General features: G+C 46.7%; 20 protein-coding genes and 1 riboswitch. Of the genes, 6 read left to right on the top strand and 14 right to left on the bottom strand.

The features are described 5' to 3' along the window. Positions 1-18: 18 nt before the first annotated feature. The 5 genes from B2U10_RS13400 to B2U10_RS13380 form a co-directional block, all read right to left on the bottom strand. Positions 19-1,455: a DEAD/DEAH box helicase gene (locus tag B2U10_RS13400; protein ID WP_035411845.1), complete on the bottom strand. Its 1,437-nt coding sequence runs from the start codon at positions 1,453-1,455 to the stop codon at positions 19-21. Positions 1,456-1,518: 63 nt separating this feature from the next. Next, positions 1,519-2,592 carry a 23S rRNA (adenine(2503)-C(2))-methyltransferase RlmN gene (gene rlmN, locus B2U10_RS13395; RefSeq protein WP_023469793.1) on the bottom strand — a complete coding sequence of 358 codons (1,074 nt, stop codon included), beginning with the start codon at positions 2,590-2,592 and terminating at the stop codon, positions 1,519-1,521. Between the two features lie 124 nt (positions 2,593-2,716). Further along, complete coding sequence (locus B2U10_RS13390; protein ID WP_290775485.1) at positions 2,717-3,520, bottom strand: ABC transporter permease subunit; 804 nt, start codon at positions 3,518-3,520, stop codon at positions 2,717-2,719. Further along, positions 3,520-4,401, bottom strand: coding sequence for an ABC transporter ATP-binding protein (locus B2U10_RS13385; RefSeq protein ID WP_035411840.1), 882 nt, complete (start codon positions 4,399-4,401; stop codon positions 3,520-3,522). Before B2U10_RS13385 ends, B2U10_RS13390 begins: the two co-directional genes overlap by 1 nt. 12 nt (positions 4,402-4,413) lie before the next feature. Further along, the gene (locus tag B2U10_RS13380) at positions 4,414-5,073 is read right to left on the bottom strand and encodes a methyltransferase (protein WP_081780430.1); all 660 of its coding nucleotides are present in this window, start codon (positions 5,071-5,073) and stop codon (positions 4,414-4,416) included. Positions 5,074-5,159: 86 nt separating this feature from the next. Between B2U10_RS13380 and B2U10_RS13375 the strand changes: the two genes are divergently transcribed. Together B2U10_RS13375 and B2U10_RS13370 are read left to right on the top strand one after the other, a co-directional pair. Then, positions 5,160-5,483: a heme oxygenase gene (locus B2U10_RS13375; RefSeq protein ID WP_035411837.1), complete on the top strand. Its 324-nt coding sequence runs from the start codon at positions 5,160-5,162 to the stop codon at positions 5,481-5,483. Positions 5,484-5,605: 122 nt separating this feature from the next. Next, entirely contained in the window at positions 5,606-6,343 is a 738-nt protein-coding gene (locus tag B2U10_RS13370) for a hypothetical protein (protein ID WP_290788240.1), read from the top strand. A gap of 55 nt (positions 6,344-6,398) precedes the next feature. On the opposite strand, the gene htpG is transcribed toward B2U10_RS13370, so the two are convergent. Together htpG and B2U10_RS13360 are read right to left on the bottom strand one after the other, a co-directional pair. Next, positions 6,399-8,261 (bottom strand): molecular chaperone HtpG, encoded by a 1,863-nt coding sequence (htpG, locus tag B2U10_RS13365; RefSeq protein WP_035411832.1) that lies wholly within the window; start codon positions 8,259-8,261, stop codon positions 6,399-6,401. Between the two features lie 82 nt (positions 8,262-8,343). Beyond that, positions 8,344-9,213 (bottom strand): hypothetical protein, encoded by an 870-nt coding sequence (locus tag B2U10_RS13360; protein ID WP_035411829.1) that lies wholly within the window; start codon positions 9,211-9,213, stop codon positions 8,344-8,346. 135 nt (positions 9,214-9,348) lie between these two features. Between B2U10_RS13360 and B2U10_RS13355 the strand changes: the two genes are divergently transcribed. Both B2U10_RS13355 and B2U10_RS13350 read left to right on the top strand, forming a co-directional pair. Further along, positions 9,349-10,179 carry an SDR family oxidoreductase gene (locus B2U10_RS13355; RefSeq protein ID WP_035411826.1) on the top strand — a complete coding sequence of 277 codons (831 nt, stop codon included), beginning with the start codon at positions 9,349-9,351 and terminating at the stop codon, positions 10,177-10,179. Between the two features lie 140 nt (positions 10,180-10,319). After that, on the top strand, positions 10,320-11,492 hold the full coding sequence (locus B2U10_RS13350) for a M20 family metallopeptidase (RefSeq protein ID WP_052019146.1): 1,173 nt from the start codon (positions 10,320-10,322) through the stop codon (positions 11,490-11,492). 77 nt (positions 11,493-11,569) lie between these two features. Here B2U10_RS13350 and B2U10_RS13345 read toward each other — a convergent pair whose 3' ends face one another. Further along, positions 11,570-11,917, bottom strand: coding sequence for a hypothetical protein (locus B2U10_RS13345; RefSeq protein ID WP_035411823.1), 348 nt, complete (start codon positions 11,915-11,917; stop codon positions 11,570-11,572). Between the two features lie 85 nt (positions 11,918-12,002). Between B2U10_RS13345 and B2U10_RS13340 the strand changes: the two genes are divergently transcribed. Continuing rightward, entirely contained in the window at positions 12,003-12,428 is a 426-nt protein-coding gene (locus B2U10_RS13340) for a DUF1801 domain-containing protein (RefSeq protein WP_290788236.1), read from the top strand. A 52-nt stretch (positions 12,429-12,480) separates the two neighbouring features. On the opposite strand, the gene B2U10_RS13335 is transcribed toward B2U10_RS13340, so the two are convergent. Next, positions 12,481-13,719 (bottom strand): MFS transporter, encoded by a 1,239-nt coding sequence (locus B2U10_RS13335; protein ID WP_035411817.1) that lies wholly within the window; start codon positions 13,717-13,719, stop codon positions 12,481-12,483. A gap of 26 nt (positions 13,720-13,745) precedes the next feature. Then, entirely contained in the window at positions 13,746-14,201 is a 456-nt protein-coding gene (locus tag B2U10_RS13330) for a CBS domain-containing protein (RefSeq protein WP_290788233.1), read from the bottom strand. A 182-nt stretch (positions 14,202-14,383) separates the two neighbouring features. Here B2U10_RS13330 and B2U10_RS13325 point away from each other — a divergent pair, with 182 nt between their 5' ends. Next, a complete protein-coding gene (locus B2U10_RS13325) occupies positions 14,384-14,806 on the top strand; it encodes a MarR family winged helix-turn-helix transcriptional regulator (protein ID WP_035411811.1) in 423 nt (140 codons plus the stop codon). Positions 14,807-14,876: 70 nt separating this feature from the next. On the opposite strand, the gene mmuM is transcribed toward B2U10_RS13325, so the two are convergent. From mmuM to B2U10_RS13305, 4 genes are all read right to left on the bottom strand, one after another. After that, on the bottom strand, positions 14,877-15,809 hold the full coding sequence (gene mmuM / locus B2U10_RS13320; RefSeq protein WP_035411808.1) for a homocysteine S-methyltransferase: 933 nt from the start codon (positions 15,807-15,809) through the stop codon (positions 14,877-14,879). Further along, a complete protein-coding gene (locus B2U10_RS13315) occupies positions 15,784-17,187 on the bottom strand; it encodes an amino acid permease (RefSeq protein WP_290753703.1) in 1,404 nt (467 codons plus the stop codon). The genes mmuM and B2U10_RS13315 overlap by 26 nt, the downstream gene beginning before the upstream one ends. Before the next feature lie 77 nt (positions 17,188-17,264). After that, positions 17,265-17,366, bottom strand: a riboswitch (SAM riboswitch). Between the two features lie 108 nt (positions 17,367-17,474). Continuing rightward, positions 17,475-18,941: a polysaccharide pyruvyl transferase family protein gene (locus tag B2U10_RS13310; RefSeq protein WP_214856568.1), complete on the bottom strand. Its 1,467-nt coding sequence runs from the start codon at positions 18,939-18,941 to the stop codon at positions 17,475-17,477. Positions 18,942-19,145: 204 nt separating this feature from the next. Continuing rightward, on the bottom strand, positions 19,146-20,060 hold the full coding sequence (locus B2U10_RS13305) for a ketopantoate reductase family protein (RefSeq protein WP_290788228.1): 915 nt from the start codon (positions 20,058-20,060) through the stop codon (positions 19,146-19,148). Between the last annotated feature and the right edge of the window lie 141 nt (positions 20,061-20,201).

Genomic DNA, 20,201 nt, shown 5'->3' with positions numbered 1-20,201 from the left:
GAGATGGACCGGCTTGTTTTACTTCTTGAATGCTTCATACACCTTCAATTGTTTCCCTTTGACTTTCGTCGTCTTCATCGCTCGTAAGACAAGCGGACCTTTGCCGTTCAGGATATCGACATACGTCAACGTATCCTGAATCGAGATAATCCCGATATCGTCTGCTGTGACGCCTTCAATCTTCGCGATCGTTCCAACGAAGTCGACGGCACGAAGTTTCTTTTTCTTTCCGCCGTTAAAGAACAACTTCATGATGTCGGCATCGAGCTGTTCCGTTTTCGACGAACGCGTATCTGCCGTCGCCATTTTCTCTTCGAACGCATCCGCTGTCCGCATCAAGTCCTTTTCCGTCGGTGCTTGGCGGCGTGTCAGCTTCCCGTGATATTGCTCGATTTCCTTCAGGCGACGTTCGTCTGCTGGTGTGACGAGACTAATTGCTTGTCCAGTTGCTCCTGCACGACCCGTCCGACCGGTCCGGTGAACGTAGCTTTCTCGTTCGACAGGGAGATCATACTGGATGACATGCGTGATGTTCTCGATATCGATACCGCGTGCTGCGACGTCTGTTGCAACGAGAATCCGGAATTTACCGGCACGGAACGCCTTCATCGCATCGAGTCGATCGTCTTGTTCCATTCCTCCGTGAATCGCTTCAACCGGATAGTCATGTGCACGGAGACCATTCGCAACGAAATCGACATGTTCTTTCGTCCGACAGAAAATCATACAGCGATCCGGGTTTTCAGCGACGAGGACATCTTTTAGAATCGCGAATTTCGTCTTATCCGTCACCGGAATATAACTATGCGTAATCGTTGAGACGACGGTTTCACCCGCTTCGATTCGTTTCGGTGCATCCATGTAACGATTGCTCAACTGTGCGATATCTTCCGGGAAGGTCGCAGAGAATAAGAGTGTCATCCGATCTTTTGGTAACTCGGACAAGATGGCGTCGACTTGATCGAGGAAGCCCATATTCAGCATTTCATCGGCTTCATCCAAGACGACGTAACGGATTTTCTCAAGCGATAGCGTGCCCCGCTCGATATGATCGCGTACACGTCCCGGTGTACCGACGACGACGTGTGTCTTTTGTTTGAGTTCCGTGACTTGTCCACGGAACGGTTGCTTGCCGAAGACGGCCGTCGCTTTGATCCGCTTATAGCGTCCGATGTTCATGATGTCTTCTTTGACCTGCAAGGCAAGCTCACGTGTTGGCGTCAAGACTAAGACTTGTGGTTTGTTTTCTTCCCACTCGACGAGTTCACAAAGGGGGATTGCGAAGGAAGCCGTCTTCCCACTTCCTGTCCGTGATTTGACGATGACGTCTTTTCCGGATAATACAACGGGAATGACCGATTGCTGGACTTCGGTTGGTGCCGTGTATCCAAGTTGCTCGATCGAGTCGAGAATCGGTGTGCTTAAGTTAAAATCATTGAATCGTATACGTGTCATAGGATGTCCTCATTTCTTATCGTAAAAAAAGCTTCCCACCGAAACGATGAGAAGCCCAACGAATTATTTGGATGCTACTTTATCTTTTTTGATTTGCTTACTACGTAATTGACCACACGCAGCATCGATATCTGTTCCGTGCTCAAGACGAACACCACAGTTCAAGCCGTTCTTCTTCAACGTATCGTAGAACGTCGTGATATCTTCAGACGTACTGCGTTGATATTGACCGTGCTCATCGACTGGGTTGTACGGAATCAAGTTGACATACGTCAAATGACGTTTGTCTTCAAACAATTTCGCGAGTTCGACCGCGTGTTCTTTTTGGTCGTTGACGCCACGAAGCAAGATATACTCGATCGTGATTTTACGGTTCGTTGTTTGAACGTAATAATCGATTGCTGGCATCAATTTCTCAAGCGGAATCGCCCGGTTGATTTTCATGATTTGCGTACGCAATTCATTGTTTGGTGCGTGAAGCGAGATAGCTAAGTTGACTTGGAGTTTTAAGTCAGCGAACTTGTAGATCTTGTCTGCCAAACCACTTGTTGAAACCGTGATGTGACGCGCACCGATTGCAAGACCATTGTGGTCCTTGATGACGTTCAAGAAGTCGACCATGTTGTCGAAGTTATCGAACGGTTCACCGATACCCATGACGACGACGTGGCTGACACGTTCTTCGTTTCCGACTGCATCGAGGTGATGTTGAACGTTCATGATCTGCTCAACGATTTCGCCTGCTGACAAGTCGCGGCTCTTCTTGATGAGACCACTTGCACAGAAGCTACAGCCGATGTTACAGCCAACCTGTGTCGTAACACAGACAGAAAGACCGTATTTATGACGCATCAAAACCGTTTCGATCAAGTTGCCATCATATAATTTGAAGAGGAACTTGATTGTTCCGTCCGCTGATTCTTGCTTGACCGCTTCTGTCATCGAGTCAATCGTAAAACTCTGATCTAACAACTCAAGGCAATCCTTGTTGACATTCGTCATTTCCGCGAAAGTCGTGACACGTTTACGGTAGAGCCAATCCCATACTTGTTTGGCACGGAATGGTTTGTGCCCTTGATTCGATAACCATTCTGTCATCTGCTCAAGCGTTAATCCATAAATGGATGGTTTATTCATTTCAAAAGACCTCATTTCTTTTTCCAGAACTACAACATTCCTTTATCTTAGTAAAAATCAGCGCGTGACGCAACGTTCAAATCCTAAATGTTCAGTTTCTGTAAATTTTTTTCGTCACTTTCGATCAAATCGACAGACTTCGACGCCCGAATTGAACGAATGCTCCAGTCAAGAAAATGAGAAATAGGACGAATAGGATGACCGAATGGAGCAGAAAATGATTCGTTCCTTCTAGTAATTGCGTCGTATTGAATAAGGAGAAGACGGATAGATAACGGAGCCACTCTGTCTTGTCACTCAGTTCAGACAGAATCGTCAAGACGATCGATAGGATGAGTACACTACCAGCAAGCGAAAAAGCACGTCGTTCTTCATCGAATAACGTCGCAATGAATAACGTAAATGTACCAATTGCAAAGAGTAACATTAGCGCATTGAGTTGAATTCGCCATAATACCATAGTATCGATCGTAATTCCGCTCATCCACCAATCCGCTACCATCAATACGAGACCGTTCAGCGTGACGAGAAGAAGACTAGCGAGTCCGATGACGCTTGCAACTGCTAACGTATAGTCATTTCGTGTGATCGGTGCCGCTAGGTAGACGATCAATTCTCCATTGTCGATTGGTCGCGCGACGAGTCGTGCTGCTAGCGAGAGTAAAAATAGACTCGCGATGACTTGGAAGATCAATCCGTAATAATTCCCACCGAGCAGATCAAGCACATTATTGAATCCTGTCACCTTATCGTATTGAAAGGCTTTCAAGACTTCCGGAGGTAACGCTTCTAGCTTTGCTTCTAGTAAACCTGTCTTCATCATCGATGGATAAAGCAACGCAAGCATCAACAAATAAAGACTCGTTCCAATCGAATAAGCAAGAACAGGCTTTCTGACTTGCTTGAATAAAGAGCGGATTAGCAACATCACGATGGTTCCTCCTCGCCGTAATAATGCAAAAAGACCTGTTCTAAATCATCCGCCGATTGTCGGATCAATCGCACATCATACTGCGTTAAATAAGCAATCACCTGGTTTAAGGTTAACGTCTCATCCGTTTGAAAACTGACTTCTGTCCGCTTCGGTTCAACGCCGACTTGCCTCGCGAATTGCGCCGCCTCCGTCTCACTTTGAAAAACGATCGTGTACACCTTTCGACTCGATCGAATCAACGCATGAATATCGGATTCGACGATGATGCGGCCCGCTTTGATTAAAGCGGCTCGATCACACGACTTTTCCATCTCTGGAAAGTGATGCGAACTCATCAAGATCGCTTTTCCCGCTTGTTTCTCCTGTTCAATCCACTCTAAAAAACGCTCTTGCATCAAGGGATCAAGTCCACTTGTCGGCTCATCGAGTAGGTAGACCGGCGCATCCTTCATGAAACAACCGACAAGTGCCAGTTTTTGTTTCATTCCTTTTGACATCTTTCGGATTTTTGTCTTCGTCTCAAAGGGAAACCGTTTCAACAACAATTGCCGCCGTGCCGGATCGCTGCCGTGTAGTCGCTGCATCAAATCCAGCATGTCTGCTCCTGTCATCTCTCCAGGCAGACTAATTTCACCCGGTAAATAACCGACCAACTGCTTTACTTCTTTACTTTGATTCCAGCAATCAAAACCGCCGACGGTTGCTTTTCCATCGTCCGCAGCCAGTAGTCCCATTAAATGCCGGAGCGTCGTTGATTTTCCGGAGCCATTTGGTCCGATAAAACCGAATATCATACCCGGCTCAACCGTAAAACTGACATCGAATATCCCGCGTCCCGGCGCAAATTCCTTCGTCACATGCTCCAAACGGATCATCATCCGACCTCCTCATCCTTTATTTCGCTCATCACTGTATTCATACCCGTTTTGAAGCAGTTTGTTCGGATCAAAACGATAGATGACGAATCGCTCGTCGTGATTTTTGTCATAAAGATCCTGCAATCGAATCTCATCAACTTGATCAAATACGGTATGGCGCTCTAGATATTCCCGGTATTCATCAGTTGGGTAATACAAAATGAGATCAACTGAACGCGAGGAGCGCTCGACTGAATCTAGGATGTGATCGACTATTTTCATGAAAATTTGCGAAGAGAATGGATTGAAAAAATAAAACTTGTTTGCCTCATCCGGAATGACGTACTGCTCGGCATACGCCTGTTCAAATCGTAAACCTCCGGAACGCCGCTTCCGTCGACTTTGGTAGTTCCCCATATTCCGGATCGCGTCTTCGTAAAATTGTCCGTTCATCTCGATTCCGATGACGGAGCAGTCAAAACGGTCGTGTAAGTAAAAGTTCAAGCGCCCTTTCCCACATCCGAAGTCAATGACAGTATCCTGTTTTTGAAACAAATACGTTTCGCACAGTTCGTCTAATGCTGCATAGGGCGTTGGTTCATATCGATTGTAGTGACTGAACACACTATAAAGATGTTGCATCTCAATGGTCTCAATTCGTAGTCGTTGATCGTATTCCTGTTCATTCATCGTTTGTTCCTTCTTTCCGGCATTCTTTCCTTCATCGTACTATACTGAAGAAGTACATTATTCGTTTTTTGAAAGGGGATTTCATAATGATCGTCGTTACGAACCGTATTAAAGTCAAAAAAGGAATGGCTGCTGCCCTCGCTCCTCGTTTTACACGTCCAAGTGGACTTGATACGATGGATGGATTCATCCGCGTCGAGGTCTTGTTGACACAAAACATCGAAGAACATGATGAGATGAACGTCAACATGTACTGGGAAGATATGAAGAGTTTCCAAGCATGGCGGGAAAGTGACGATTTCAAAGCGTCCCATAGTCGACCGGCGAATAGTGAAGCGGGAGAATCGCCAATGCTCGGTAGCGAGATTCTGACGTACGAAGTCGCTTCGGTCAAAGAACGCGCGCAATAAACTAAAAAGGACTCGTCTTGAGTCCTTTTTGTGTGCCCATATCAAAATAGTGAAAGGGTGTATTTGTCTCAAATGGTATTATTTGTTATTATAGTGCCAATACAGAGAGAAGAGGACCTTTCATGAATTCGTTAACTATATTTGAACAAGTCATTCGTAGCTTACCTGACGATCGTACGTTACGACGTGATGAATTATGGACGGATGATTTTTTATTGCAACAGGAGAATAATCTAACCGTCTATTATTCTCCGATCGGTGAATATATCAATACTGAGGCTAAAGTCGTCATCGTCGGGATCACACCTGGCTTTGAACAGATGCGAATCGCCTTTGAGGAAGCGACGGATGCGCTCCATCATGGTGCTTCGCTAGAAGAGACGGCACGGCTCGTCAAATATACAGCCAGTTTTGCTGGAACGATGCGACGTAATCTCGTCCAGATGTTAGATGCACTTGAGCTTCCAGCATTGCTTGGAATCGAGACGACGGCTAGCTTATTTCATCAACATCAGGAATTATTACATCCGACGTCACTGTTAAAGCAACCCGTCTTCTATCGGGAAAAAAATTATTCGGGGCATCAACCGAAGATCAGTCGCAGTCCTTTATTGAGACATTATGCGGAGGAACACTTCGTCGCTGAAATCAATCAGCTACGAAAACCGACACTGTTGATTCCACTTGGTCGTGTCGTCGAAGCACAAGTCCGTAGTTTGATTCATGATGGACGAATCGAACAGCATCAGCTTCTTTCAGACTTCCCTCATCCATCTGGTGCGAATGGTCATCGGAAAAAACAGTTTGAAGAGAATCAACCGTACTTAATGAAACAGCTCATTCAGCATTTTGCGGAGTAGCTCATTCTTTTTTTGAAAAATGACGCCATCCTCATACGGATAGCGTCATTTCAATTTAAACCATTAATAAACACACATCATTCGCGAATGCTACTGGATCCTCGAGTGGGAGTCCTTCGACAAGCAATGCTTGTTGATACATCAGTTTTGTATAGCGCTCAAATTTCGAACGGTCGTTTTGATAAGCTGATTCAAGAGATTTAAACACCAGGTGTGACGGGTTCAACTCGAGAATCTTGACCGCTTCTACCCCTTCATTATTCGGCATCGCTTTCAAGATTTTCTCCATCTCAATTGAGACGGCGCCGTCTGTCGCAAAGCAGACAGGATGCGATTTTAGACGCGTCGATGCTTTGACTTCCTTGACCTGTCCACTTAAGATCTCCTGCATCGCTTGGAACATTTCTACTTGTGCCTCTGTCGTCTCTGCTTCTTCTGCTTCGATTCCTAAGTCACTGCTCGTAACTGATTTGAATGTTTTCTCGTCATACGTCATCAGCATCTGAATCGCGAACTCATCGATCTCTTCCGTGAAGTACAAGATGTCATATCCTTTATCACGGACGAGCTCGGATTGCGGTAATTTATCCAAACGATTTGTGCTCTCACCAGCGGCGTAGTAGATATGCGCTTGGTCTTCCGGCATCGCTGCGACGTATTCTGCGAGCGTGATCAACTTCTTCTCCTTCGCTGAGTAGAAGAGGATCAGGTCCTGTACCTGTTCTTTATGCATGCCATAATCATTGTACATACCAAACTTCAGCTGACGTCCGAACGCTTGATAGAACGTTTCGTACTTCGCGCGATCTTCGCGCAAAAGTGCTTCGAGTTGTGTTTTAATTTTACTTTGGATATTTTTCGCGATCAGTTTCAATTGACGATCGTGTTGCAACAACTCACGCGAGATGTTAAGCGATAAGTCCTCCGAGTCGACCATTCCTTTGACGAAACTGAAGTGATCCGGCAACAAATCACTGCATTTTTCCATGATCAACACACCATTCGCGTAAAGCTCGAGTCCTTTTTCAAATTCTTTCGAATAATAATCGTACGGTGCCTGTTCCGGAATGAATAAGATCGATTGATAACGAACGGCGCCATCGACGCTGATATGAATGTGTTTTGCCGGTTTGTCAAAACCATACCGCTTCTCTTGGTAGAAATTCGCATAGTCTTCGTCTGTCAATTCTCGTTTGTTCTTCCGCCAGATCGGCACCATACTGTTGATCGTCTTGACGACCTCTACCTCTTCCGTCTCATCACTGCCTTCGATCGGCTGACGTTCGAGTTCCTTCATCTCGATCGGATAACGGATGAAATCCGAGTATTTCTTGATGATGCTGCGCAGACGATACGTCTCGAGGTATTCGTCATACGATTCTTCTTCCTCGTTCGCCTTGATGTGGAGCGTAATCTCCGTTCCGACGGTTTCTTTGTCGACTTCCTCGATCGTATAACCTTCGACACCACGCGATTCCCATTTATAAGCGACTGCACTGCCGTACGGTTTCGTAACGACAGTGACGACGTCTGCGACCATGAAGGCAGAATAGAATCCGACACCGAATTGACCGATGATATCATGACCATCTTGTGCTTCATTCTCTGCCTTGAAGGCAAGCGACCCACTCTTTGCGATCGTACCGAGATTCTCTTCTAGTTCTTCCTTCGTCATTCCGATTCCCGTATCACGAATGATGAGTTGACGTGCTTCTTTATTTGGTTCGATCGTAATTTTGTAGTGTTCCTTTTCGAACGAAATCGTCTCGTCCGTCAATGCTTTGTAGTACATCTTATCCATGGCGTCACTAGCATTCGAGATCAATTCGCGCAGGAAAATCTCCTTATGCGTATAGATGGAATGAATCATCATCTCCAGCAATCGTTTTGATTCCGCCTTAAATTGTTTCGTTTCCATGCTCATTCTGCCTCCCTTTTTTAGCACTCAATCATACAGAGTGCTAATTCATCTCCTATTATTAGGGAGTTCGAAATATCTGTCAATCACCTTTTTCACTGTATGTCGCGACTTTTTCACGGACGATTTTTCCGATTTGACGTAAGTGTTCCGCTGACCCATAGGTGCCATGGCTGACGCCTTTTTCATCCTTTCGATTACCGAGACCGATGAACTGCTCACTCGGTTTGAAGTGGAGTCCGACGACGGGGACCTGAAATCGTGACGAGAAGCCGATTTGAAAAATCGCGTCTGGATAATCCGTTGGTCGATAGGTTGTCCAATCGATATCTGGTTCGAGCTTCGCAAATCGTTCCGTGTGTTCCTTACCGAGCAGGATGATTCCTTTTATCGAAAACAGTTCAAGCAGGCGTAACAAAAATGTCTGACCGAACGGACTATCTTCCAACACGCTGCGTTCTTTGATCGCTCCCATGTAGTGGTGCGTCGGAAACGGAAAAAAATCCAAGTGAATGACTGGATCAAACGTCTTTTCGTAAAACGACGCACCGAGTCCGTTCAAGAATCCTTCGAGCTTACCCCCACCTGGTCGACCGAACCAGGTCCGGTACACATTTGGTTGTTTAAAGTAACGATTGAAGCGCCGGATTGAATCTGTCAGCGTCTCCTCCTGCAGATAATCCTCCCATGACATCGACTTCGGACGAATAAAGAGCGGACCGGTCTCGTCGAATCGTAATGCGCCCGTCCGGTCTAAAAACTGCGTTCGGGATGGGTTCGTCGCGATCGTCACCCAACTGCTACGCGTCGCATCACCAAACCAAAGGACAGGTGTCGTTTGATCAATCAGTTGATCTGCGAACGCACTTTTCTCGAGCGTCATTTGATACTCGACAGCTTCCTGTAATAATTTTTTAGCAAGTTGCCATTGATCGGATGTCAGCGTTCTCATCTCCCTTTTTACAGCGATTATGCTGTTGTAGATGTACCCCTTATCTTCTATTACTAGACGCATCGATGGGTTTAATCTCCATTTCTCCGGGAATGTTTCATAAGGTGAACGATACGACTTAGGAGGGATTTAGCAATGGGTAGACTGGATCAAAAAATAGCTGTCATTACCGGCTCGGCAACAGGGATTGGACAAGCGACTGCGCTTGTATTCGCAGAACAAGGAGCAACGGTCGTTTGTGCCGATGTCTCACTTGAAAAAGCAAAACAAACAGTAGAACAGATTACACAACAAGGCGGGAAAGCGGAAGCCGTCCATGTCGACGTCTCAGACGTCGAGAGTGTTGAGCAACTTGCGAAGCATGTCAAAGAGACATACGGTACGGTCGACGTCCTCTTCAACAATGCCGGAATCGATGAACAAGGCGGGAAAGTCCACGAGTATCCAATCGATCTCTTCGACCGGATCATCGCTGTCGATTTACGCGGTACATTCCTCGTCAGTAAATTCTTGATTCCACTCATGCTGGATAACGGTGGTTCGATCATCAACACGTCATCGATGTCGGGTCGCGCAGCTGACTTGAACCGGTCTGGTTATAACGCGGCGAAAGGCGGGATCGCGAACTTCACTCGCGCGATGGCAATCGATTACGCGCGTCATGGTATTCGTGTCAATTCGTTATCGCCAGGAACGATTGAAACACCACTCATCGATACACTCGTCGGTGAAAAAGAAAAAGAACAAGGCAAACAGTTCCGCGATGCGAACGCCTGGATCACACCACTCGGTCGACTCGGTAAACCACGCGAGATGGCAACGGTCGCCCTCTTCCTTGCTTCTGACGACAGCTCATATGTCACAGGTGAGGACATCACGGCGGATGGCGGCATCATGGCTTATACATGGCCGGGAGAGATGTTAATCGATTCGAAGTGGAAAGACGAAGCAGAAAAAAGTGAATGAGCAATGCGCGGTGTAACCCTTTAGTTGCACCGCTTTTCTTTTACCTCAAGACGTTCAGTACCGTAAATTATTTTCTGAATTAGTTTACCTCCCTGAAGTATTTTTATCAGGGTACACTACAGGTAAAGGGGGAAAAATTCATGCAAACAGCGATTACTTACTTACAACGGTGTCTTCAAATTCCAAGTGTCAATCCGATGGACGGAGAAGAAGCCGTCGCACGTTACGTATACGATGTATTGGTCGATCATCAGATCTCGACAGAATGGATTGAAGTTTCACCAAAACGAATTTGTCTCGTCGCGACCGTCCCTGCGAGCGAGGATGTTTCACGTCCTGCCGTCCTCGGTCTATCTGGTCATCTCGATACGGTTCCAGTTCAAGAAGACGGCTGGACGAAAGATCCATATGGTGGCGAAATCGAAGACGGCCGCATCTATGGTCGTGGGGCTTCTGATATGAAATCAGGTGTCATGGCAATGGTGCAAGCACTGATTCAATATAGAGAACGTCAAGAACGACCAAACACTATCAAACTTCTGATTACATCCGATGAGGAGAATGGAATGACGGGTGCTCGTCATTTGACCGAACAAGGACACGCGGATGATTTAGACGCTTTACTGATCACAGAACCAACAAGCGGAATGATCGGTTATGCACAAAAAGGTGTCGTTGGGATCGAAGTGACATGTCGTGGGAAAAGTGCACACAGCTCTGCCCCTCAACTCGGACGTAATGCGATCGATGACGTCTATCGCGTCATCCAGGAAGTGAAGTCGGAACGCTTCTCGATTACAGCGAATCATCATCCGGCGCTTGGTCCAGTCGTTGCGTCGATCACCTCGATTTCAGGAGGCGAAGGACCGAATGTCGTTCCGAGTCAGGCTTCCTTTTATATGGATATCCGGACGATTCCCGGGTTCGGTCGAGCGGACGTTCTTGCTGCCTTTACAGCTATCGAGCGTCGTCTTGTAGCAGAAGATTCCGAGTTTGATATGAACGTGACCGTCATCAAGGATATTCCTTCTTGTGAAACCGATGAACAGGCGCCTTTCTTGCAACAGGTCGCGGATACGATGGAGCAGGTTAGCGGCGTGACACCACGAAAAATCGCTATTCCAGGTGGAACGGATGGTGCGATGTTCAGCCAAGCGAAAAAGTCATTTCCAATCGCAATCGCTTCATTCCATGATTTCCGTCTCGCACACCAAGTGGATGAATCGATTCCGTTATCCGAATATGAACAAACGATTGCGTTTTGCTTCAACTTGATCAACACACCATTACATCAATCGCTCCCATCACATTAAAAAAAGAAGGAACGACATTCGATATTGTAACCGAATGTCGTCCCTTCTTTTTGTGTTAGCGCCTTTCATCAGCTGATTCAGTAGACGCCAAGTTGTGCTAACGCCTCACTTAAATAACTTTGATCACTGCGAAACTGGTGACTCGTTTGTCCGTCAGACCAACTGATGAAGACACGACCAAGTCGGTCATAGCGTAAGCGGAGTCGAATTACTCCCTGCTCGAATACGACTTCACCGTGTAACGACTCATGGACGTGAGCAAAGTTACGGATGAACGCATCATATTGATTGAATGTAACTGAAAACTGGTGTTCACTATTCCGCCCTACCATCTGAATCGTTAGTTCTTCTTGCGTTGGATATACGTGTAAGATTTCCCATAGTACACTGCTTTCTTCTCCTCGAAACACGATACGATGCTTCATTCGATTTCCACCTCTGAGCCACAGGATATTTACTAGCACTTCTCGAAAGTAACCCATATCTTCTTCATCCGAAAGGAGTCTGCTTATGCCTGATACGCCAAAGACAGGTCCTACCGAACAGTCCGTTGATGCCTTTCTGACACAAGTCGAACCGCCGCAACGTCAAGCAGATGGTATCACACTACGTCAGTTCTTCGAAAATGTCACGGGATATGAAGCCGTCCTTTGGGGTTCATCCTTGATTGGTTTTGGTTCCTACCATTACCGTTACGCCTCCGGCCGCGAGGGCGACAGCTTTTATGTCGGCTTTTCTCCGCGGAAGACGAACCTCGTCCTTTATCTCGCGCTTGGTGAAGACGCAGTCTCAGAACGACTGCTTGCCAGTCTCGGTACGTATCGACGCGGTAAGTCCTGCATTTACGTCAAACGACTGACTGACATCGACTTAGGCGTACTTCGGGAAATGATCGAGCACTCGATCCGCACGTTAAGAACCATGTACCCCTCTTGATTTCAATCAAAAACAGCCGAAGCGAATGCGCTTCGGCTGTCTTGTTATCGAATTAATGTCCGCCTTCCGTCCGGTCGATATGGCGAATGTGTTTGAGATTGACCCCGATGATGATGACGGATAAGAGGACGAAGCCACTTCCGACATAAAAGGGTAGATTTGCGTTGAAGATTTCAGCCAATTTACCGGCCATGAATGGCGCGATGGCTGCCCCGAGAAAACGTAGGAAACTGTATGCCGCAGATGCTGTCGAACGTTCGACAGGTGCTGCATCCATGACAGCTGTCGTGATGAGCGTGTTGTTATTCCCAAGCACAGCTCCCGCCAAGATGACACAGACGATGACGACGGCTGGAGTTTCCGTGAAGATTCCCATTAAAAGAAGCAAGATCGCGAATGTGATCAACATCATGATCATCGCTTTGATCGTTCCGAACCATTGTTTCAGTTTCGGAGCCGTTAAGACTGATGTGATCGCAAGCAACATCCCCCAACCGAGGAAGACGAATCCGAGTCCTTTCGCTGGTAGTTTCATGACGAATGGTGCATAGGCCATGATCGTAAAGAACCCAACGTTATAAAGCGCCGCAACGATCCCGAGTGTCAAGAGCGAACGATGCTTCATCGCTTGGAACGGTGCTTTTAATGATAACTTTTGTTTTGGTGCAGCAGATGCTGCTGGTTTTGGCATCAAGAAGAGCAAGACGAGAAACGCGATGACCATGATTGTCGCAACACCCATGAATGGGGCGCGCCATGTGATCGAACCGAGTGTTCCGCCTAATAGCGGTCCAATCGAAATCCCAAGACCAACGGCTGCTTCATACAAAATGATGGCTTTTGCTGTTCCGCCTGACGACAGCGAAACGATCGCAGCCAGTGCGGTTGCAACGAACAAAGCGTTCCCAAGTCCCCATCCACCGCGTAACGCGACGAGCGTCCAAATGCTGTCTGCTTGTGAAGCAAAACCAGCAACAGTTGCGATGACGGCGATCCCGAGCATTAATGTTCCTTTTTGACCAATCCGTGATGAGATCGCGCCTGTAATTAACATCGCGAATGCCATGACGGCGTTATAACTTGTAAATAAGAGCGTTACTTCACTTTTGGACGCTTCTAAATTCTCGGCAATCGTCGGTAACACGGGATTGACGAGTCCCATTCCCATGAATGCTGTAATACTGGCGAAAAAGACTGCCCAAACAGCAACCGGTTGATGGAATAATCCATGTTTGCTTTCCGCTAATACCGTTTCCGGCTCAAGCGTCGTTGTTTTTTCAGCAAGTGCCATAGTGTCCCTTCTTTCTATTGAATGTATTATATGAACTGTTTAAACGAATGGCGGATGACGTCGCCTCGACTAATGATCCCAACAAGACGTCCTGCCTTAAGGATTGGAAGCTTTTTGATCCGTTTTGCGCCAAGTGTTGCTGCAATCTCTTCCATTTCTGTATCAGCGTCTGCTGTTACAACCTTCCGGCGTGCAAGTTCCATGACAGGTCGATTCAAGATATGACGAATTCGATCTTCATAATCTTCTTCGTCTCCTTTGATGACATCTACATATAAGAATGTATCGACGATGATGTCCTTGTGTTTTCCGATCGCGCGCATGATATCTCCGTCACTGATATAACCGACGACCTCTTGCTCGGCATTGATGACGGGTACGCCGCTAATACCAGATTGAATGAATCGTTCGATGACCGTACGAATCAGATCTGTATCGTTTACCGTAATGACCTCTTGTTTCATCGATTCATAAGCTTTCATCTGAATTCTCCTTTGTCGTTCGTTTCTCATCTACGAAAGTTGTATGATACAATTAAAAGAACAAAAATGATTGTATAATACAACTACAACTCTGTCAAGCCTCCTGCTTTTCGCATTGACAGCTTATCCACATTGGGTAATCATGAGGGACAGAGAGACTTTTTTGAAAGGGGAGATACCCGATGTCTCAACAATCACTCGAAACCATTGAACTCGAGTTAGCGATCCTGATCCGGCGCTTAACGACGGCGACGGCAGACAATCGTAATTTGGACCGTGCTTCTTATCTCTTACTGCGACAATTAGCGGATTCCGGCAACGTCGGTGTTAAAACACTTGCCCGTGAACTTCAGCTCGATGTCTCGACCGTCAGTCGCCAAGCAGCGGCACTCGATCAGAAGCAACTCGTTGAAAAAGTAAAAGATCCGACAGATGGGCGAGCCTTCTTCTATCATATTACAGATAAAGGACAACAAGAACTCACCATCTACCGAACCGCACGTCTCGCGAGCATCGAACGTCTACTGACAGACTGGCCAGCGGATGATGCAGAAGATTTCGGACGCCTATTGCAACAATTCAATCGCGCCTTGCGCGAACGGTAATGGAATCACACCATTAAAAAAACGGACACGAAATCAATCGATTTCGTGTCCGTTTTTTCGTCATCATTCATCACGTATGAGAAACCTGGCAAACCGAACGAATTTGCGCGATATGTTCCGGTGAAGTTCTACAACAACCGCCAATCAATCGTGCTCCAGCTTCATACCATGTCTTTGCGATGGCTTGGAACGACGTGCACTGATTCGTACCCGACCACGTCTTTGCGACCGGATCATAGACTTCACCGGAGTTCGGATAGACAATGATTGGAACACTCGTCAACGTCTTAACGTGACGGATGAAGTCGGTCGCGTAGGATGCCGGAAAACAATTTGCACCGATTGCTGCAAGTTGCGGATGCTGTCCGATTGTCTCGATGCATATCGCAAGCGGTGTTCCCTCACTGATGTGCGTCGCATCTTGAAGCGAGAACGTCAGCCAAGCAGATACTTCCGGGAACGCTTCGAGAATCCCGAACAACACGACAGCTTCCTCAAGCGACGGAATCGTCTCGAATGCCAGCAGATCAGCCCCCGCTTCAATCAATGCTTCGATGCGCGGTCTGTGGAAGGCTTCTAGCACATCTGCTGACACACCATAATGACCGCGATACTCAGAACCATCTGCTAAGTAGGCACCATAAGGACCAACTGATCCCGCAATCAATGCGGCACTCTTTCCGCTACGCGTCCGTGCATCTTGCGCTAAGGTAACCGTTTGTCGAATTAACGCTTGTGCTTCCTCGGTCGTGATGTGACGTTGCTTGAATCCTTCGATACTTGCTTGATAGCTTGAGGTGATCGCAACATCGGCGCCCACTTCAAAGTAATCGTGATGGACACGCTCAATCTGTTCCGGTGCTTCGATTAAGAGGCGTGCTGACCAGAGTGCATCGTTCAGGTCGAATCCCTTTTGTTCGAGTTCAGTCGCAAGCGCACCATCTAAAATTAGGAAAGGAACTTCCTGTAATCGTTGATCAACTGGATTTTTGATTCGGGACATCTTCAACACTCCGTTTCTGAGAAGAATTCGTGAACGCATGAACGACATAACAGATCACGATGAATGGGATACCGCAATACAAGGCGACTCGTTGCGTCGGATCAAATCCGATACCAATCAGGGAAATCAAACAGACGACGAAAGCGGCGATCGGTACCAATGGAAAGAGTGGTGTACGATAGACCAATTCGTCGACCGTATGCCCTTCGCGGAGGAATTGTTTCCGGAAGCGATACTGCGCAACGCTGATACTCATCCAGACGACGACGACAGCAAGGCCGGAAATCGAGACGAGCGCAATATAGACACTTCCTGCTGCATAGATGCTAGACAGCAAAGCAAGTCCTCCGCCAAGCATGCTGAACAATACAGCTCGAAGTGGAACCCCACTTGGCGTCACCTGGGCGAAGAAGCGCGGAATCATGCGTTCGTTCGCAAGCGACCAAAGCATCCGGGAGGCAGCGTAAAGCCCAGAGTTCGCTGCCGACAAGATCGCTGTCAGAATGACGAAGTTCATCACGTCTGCCGCATACGGAATTCCGATTCGTTCGAACACCGCAACGAACGGACTTTCGAGCACGCCCTTCCCTTCCGTTGGCAATAAGACGGCTAATACGATGATCGTACCGACGAAAAAGAGGACGAGTCGCAAAATCGTTGTTCGGATCGCAAGCGGAATCGTCCGCTTCGGATCGACCGCTTCACCCGCTGCGACGCCGATCAATTCCGTTCCTGAGTAAGCAAAGTTCACAGCAAGCATCGTCATGAAGATCGCAAATGCTCCATTTGGAAACAATCCTCCTTCCGTTAAGGAAGAAAAGAATGGTGCTGGGCTACCATCTTGTAATGGGATGAAGCCAACGATGGCTCCCGCACCAAGTAAAATGAAAGCAATGATCGTTACGACCTTAATGGCGGAGAACCAAAACTCGACTTCAGCAAATACGCGGACCTTCAAGACGTTGATACCAAGGATCATCGCAGCGAATAATGCACTGAACACCCAGACTGGAATCGACGGGAACCAACGTTGCATTAAAATGCCTGCTGCCGTGAATTCTGAACCAAGGGCGACCGTCCACGTCAGCCAGTAGAGCCAGGCCACCGTATAACCGGTACCGGGTCCGATATACTTCGTTGCGTACTTATGGAATGATCCGGTTTCCGGCATGTGTACAGCGAGTTCGCCAAGACTTAGCATGACTAAGTAGACGACGACGGCTCCTATCAAATACGACAAAATCGTTCCGACACGTCCCGCTTGTTCCAACGTATAACCTGTACTTAAAAATAATCCTGTTCCAATGACGCCTCCTAACGACAGCATGATCAGATGACGTGATTCCATCTTGCGTCGAAAAGCTCCGCTCGTTTTCATGAATCCATTTCCTCCTCGTTCCACCTATTTCAAACAAAAAACGCATCCTCACGGATGCGTCGGTCGACAATTCGGAAATCTTATCGATCGGGTGCAACACCCGCAGGAATTAGCACAGTATCTTTCGACCTGTTGCTGAGGTTTCATAGGGCCAGTCCCTCCACCTCTCTGGATAAGTATGTAATTGTTCCTAACCCTATCAAGTCTTTTCCGAATTGTCAACGCAATTCAGAATACTCCTATTAAAAAACATTCCGTATCGTAATGATCCGGAATGTTAGAACGTTTTATTTTTTAGCAAATAAATCCGCTGTCTTTAAGGCTGCCCGAACCGCTTTCCGGTTCAATGTTCCTTGCTGATGCTTCATTTTCTTCGTTTGAGCAGCCAGTTGTGCTTTGAGCGCCGCAATTTCCTGATCTTTTTGAGTCGTCGTTGTCTGTTTCTGCAATGCTTTGATTTTCTTATCTTTTTCGGCCAATTGCGCTTTTGCCTGTTTTTGCGCATCCGCGATCTTCTTCTCTTGTTCCGGGAAGAAGCGTTCGAAACGAGCTACTGCTTCTTCGAGACTCACGCCAGAAATCGGTTGAACCGGTGGAAGTAGTTCCGCTTGCGCCATTTGACGGTCAAACGGTACATTCTCAGGATAGTTCGTCTCTTGATAAATGTGTTCAAGATCATTCACGTTCAAGAAATCAACGAAGTTGTCGAAGTTACGTGCTTGAACACGTGCCGGACTTTGGAAATCAGCATTGGCTACGACGTCGGATAATTGTGTATCCGCTTTGATGTCGTTCGCCCAAATATGCGTCAACTGATGATAATCCGTTAGTTCGCGCATTCGTGCATCCTTTGGAATGAGGATACTCGGCGTACCCGCAAGCGTTGCTGTGATATTTCCATGCAAGCGCGCACCAAAACTGAGGTCTGCCTGCCCGATGAAATCGAACCATGTTTGTGCGTTCAAGAAGAAACGAACACGATCGTTCATGTAAGCAGGATCCGACATCTTCACCGGATAGTTCGTCACGGACAAATCTGCGATCGGATGCGTTCCTGTATACGTCAATTTCAGTTCCTTCATCCATTGGGGAATGAAGTAATGATTCGGATACTCTTCCATTCCGCGCGTAATGAAATCAAGAACATTTTGTGGTGCTAAACGTGACGAGTTGACCGTAATCATCGACTCGGGCGTAATGTTCGTTTCACGAATATGTAAGTCGCGACCAAACGCGTACATCGAAGGACATCCGATGACACGATGATCAATGCCTTCGCGAAAACCAAGACGCGTCAAGTATTTCGACGTGATTTCCCCACGAAGACCAAGCATGCTTGAGCGCTCAAGTACAGCGCTGACGAATGCTTTGACATCTTCATCGAACGGGAATCCGCCGTCTAGATCTGGTTCAAACGGTGCACGTAAGCCTACACCGATGACGACGACTGGAATTTTTAATTTCTTGATAAGGCGGGTGTACTTCCGCAACGTCGGTACGAATTCTTTTCGGAATGCATCCGCTAACGGAATGACATAAAGATCAAAGTTGGCATTGATTTCGTCCGCCCGTTCTTCATCGTAATAGTAATAGTCCGGTGTAATCGTCGTACCTTCTGTCATCAACGTCCGAAAGATACTGTATTGATAAATGAGATTTCCAACGTTTCCTCCAATGGAATTATGTTTCATCAAATAAGGAGCATCGAACTGTTCGAATGGTGTCATACCTGCACGAATAATAATACGTTTCATAATGGATAAACTTCCCCTCTCGTCTGCTTCATTCGTCCTTGCAAGAAAAAATGCGGAAAAATATATTATCACTTTTTTTCAATCTCATTAACAATAGATGAACTTTATTTCGGAAGTCAACGATTCCTAGGGGAAACAGGTCTTTCGTCATCAAAACGAAACATTTGTACTACTCCATTATTTTTCTAAAATAGAAAAATGTAACTATTTAATCGTTCCAAGATACATGCGTAAGTTTGCTTCGACTAATTTTAAAGCTCTGAACCGTTCTGTCGAAGTAGGTTTTAACAAGGCGCTGAAAAAATGTTCCACTTCGACTGGCTGACCTTTTTCCATATCGCGCAACATCGACGATTTCATCGTATCTTCCATCGCATGCATCTGCTTCAATAGCACCGTTTCTGTATCGTCATTGAAGACCGCGCCCTGTTCTTCCATCGCCTGTTTCGCTTCGTTCATGACGTCTACAATCATCTGACGCCCGACAGCTTCTTCCCGAATCGAACCGATCGCTGAACGAAACAGCGTCGTCACACCCGCAAATGTCGAAATAAAAAGATACTTTTGCCACATGTCATCCATGATATGCATCGAGTACGCCATCGGTGCCTTCGCTTTCGCAAAACGTGTTGCGATCTCCTGCAAACGGGCTGTTGGTTTGCCGGTTCGTGAGCCAAACAACAGTCGATGTGACGGACTCGTCTGTAAAATGCGTCCTTCTGCATCAAGCGTCGATTCAATGAAGCAAAGACCGCCCAGTACACGCTCTTCTCCGAAGACTTCTGTTAACCGACGAATATGTTGCATGCCATTCAATAAAGGAATGATACACGTCTCGTTCGAAACGAATGGTCTAAGATCCTTTAAGACATCATCTAAGTGATAGGCTTTCGTCGAAAGTAAAACGACATCAAATACGTGATCCGGTCGCATGTCTCGTGTCACTAACTGAGGAGTGATCGTGATATCGCCATGAGGACTAGTGATCTGTAGACCTGTTTTTTGTAATTGTTCATATCGCTTCGGACGGACGAGAAAGGTCACCTGTTCACCTTGCTCAGCAAGACGGCCCCCGAAATAACCTCCGACTGCTCCTGCACCTACAACTAAAATATTCATATGTATTATCTCCTCCTTACCCATTCTGGTTATTGATTACTCCTTCACCCTAACATATTTGGAACCGATTTCCTGATTGCCAGTTGAATCTCTAAGATTTAAGTGAAGCGTTTGCATTTTAGAGAAAAACGTATATACTAA

It is taken from the genome of Exiguobacterium sp. UBA7533, assembly GCF_002479335.1.
GTDB lineage: Bacteria > Bacillota > Bacilli > Exiguobacteriales > Exiguobacteriaceae > Exiguobacterium_A.
Note: the sequence above shows the minus strand (reverse complement) of the source record. Positions and strands in the feature narration are given on the sequence as shown.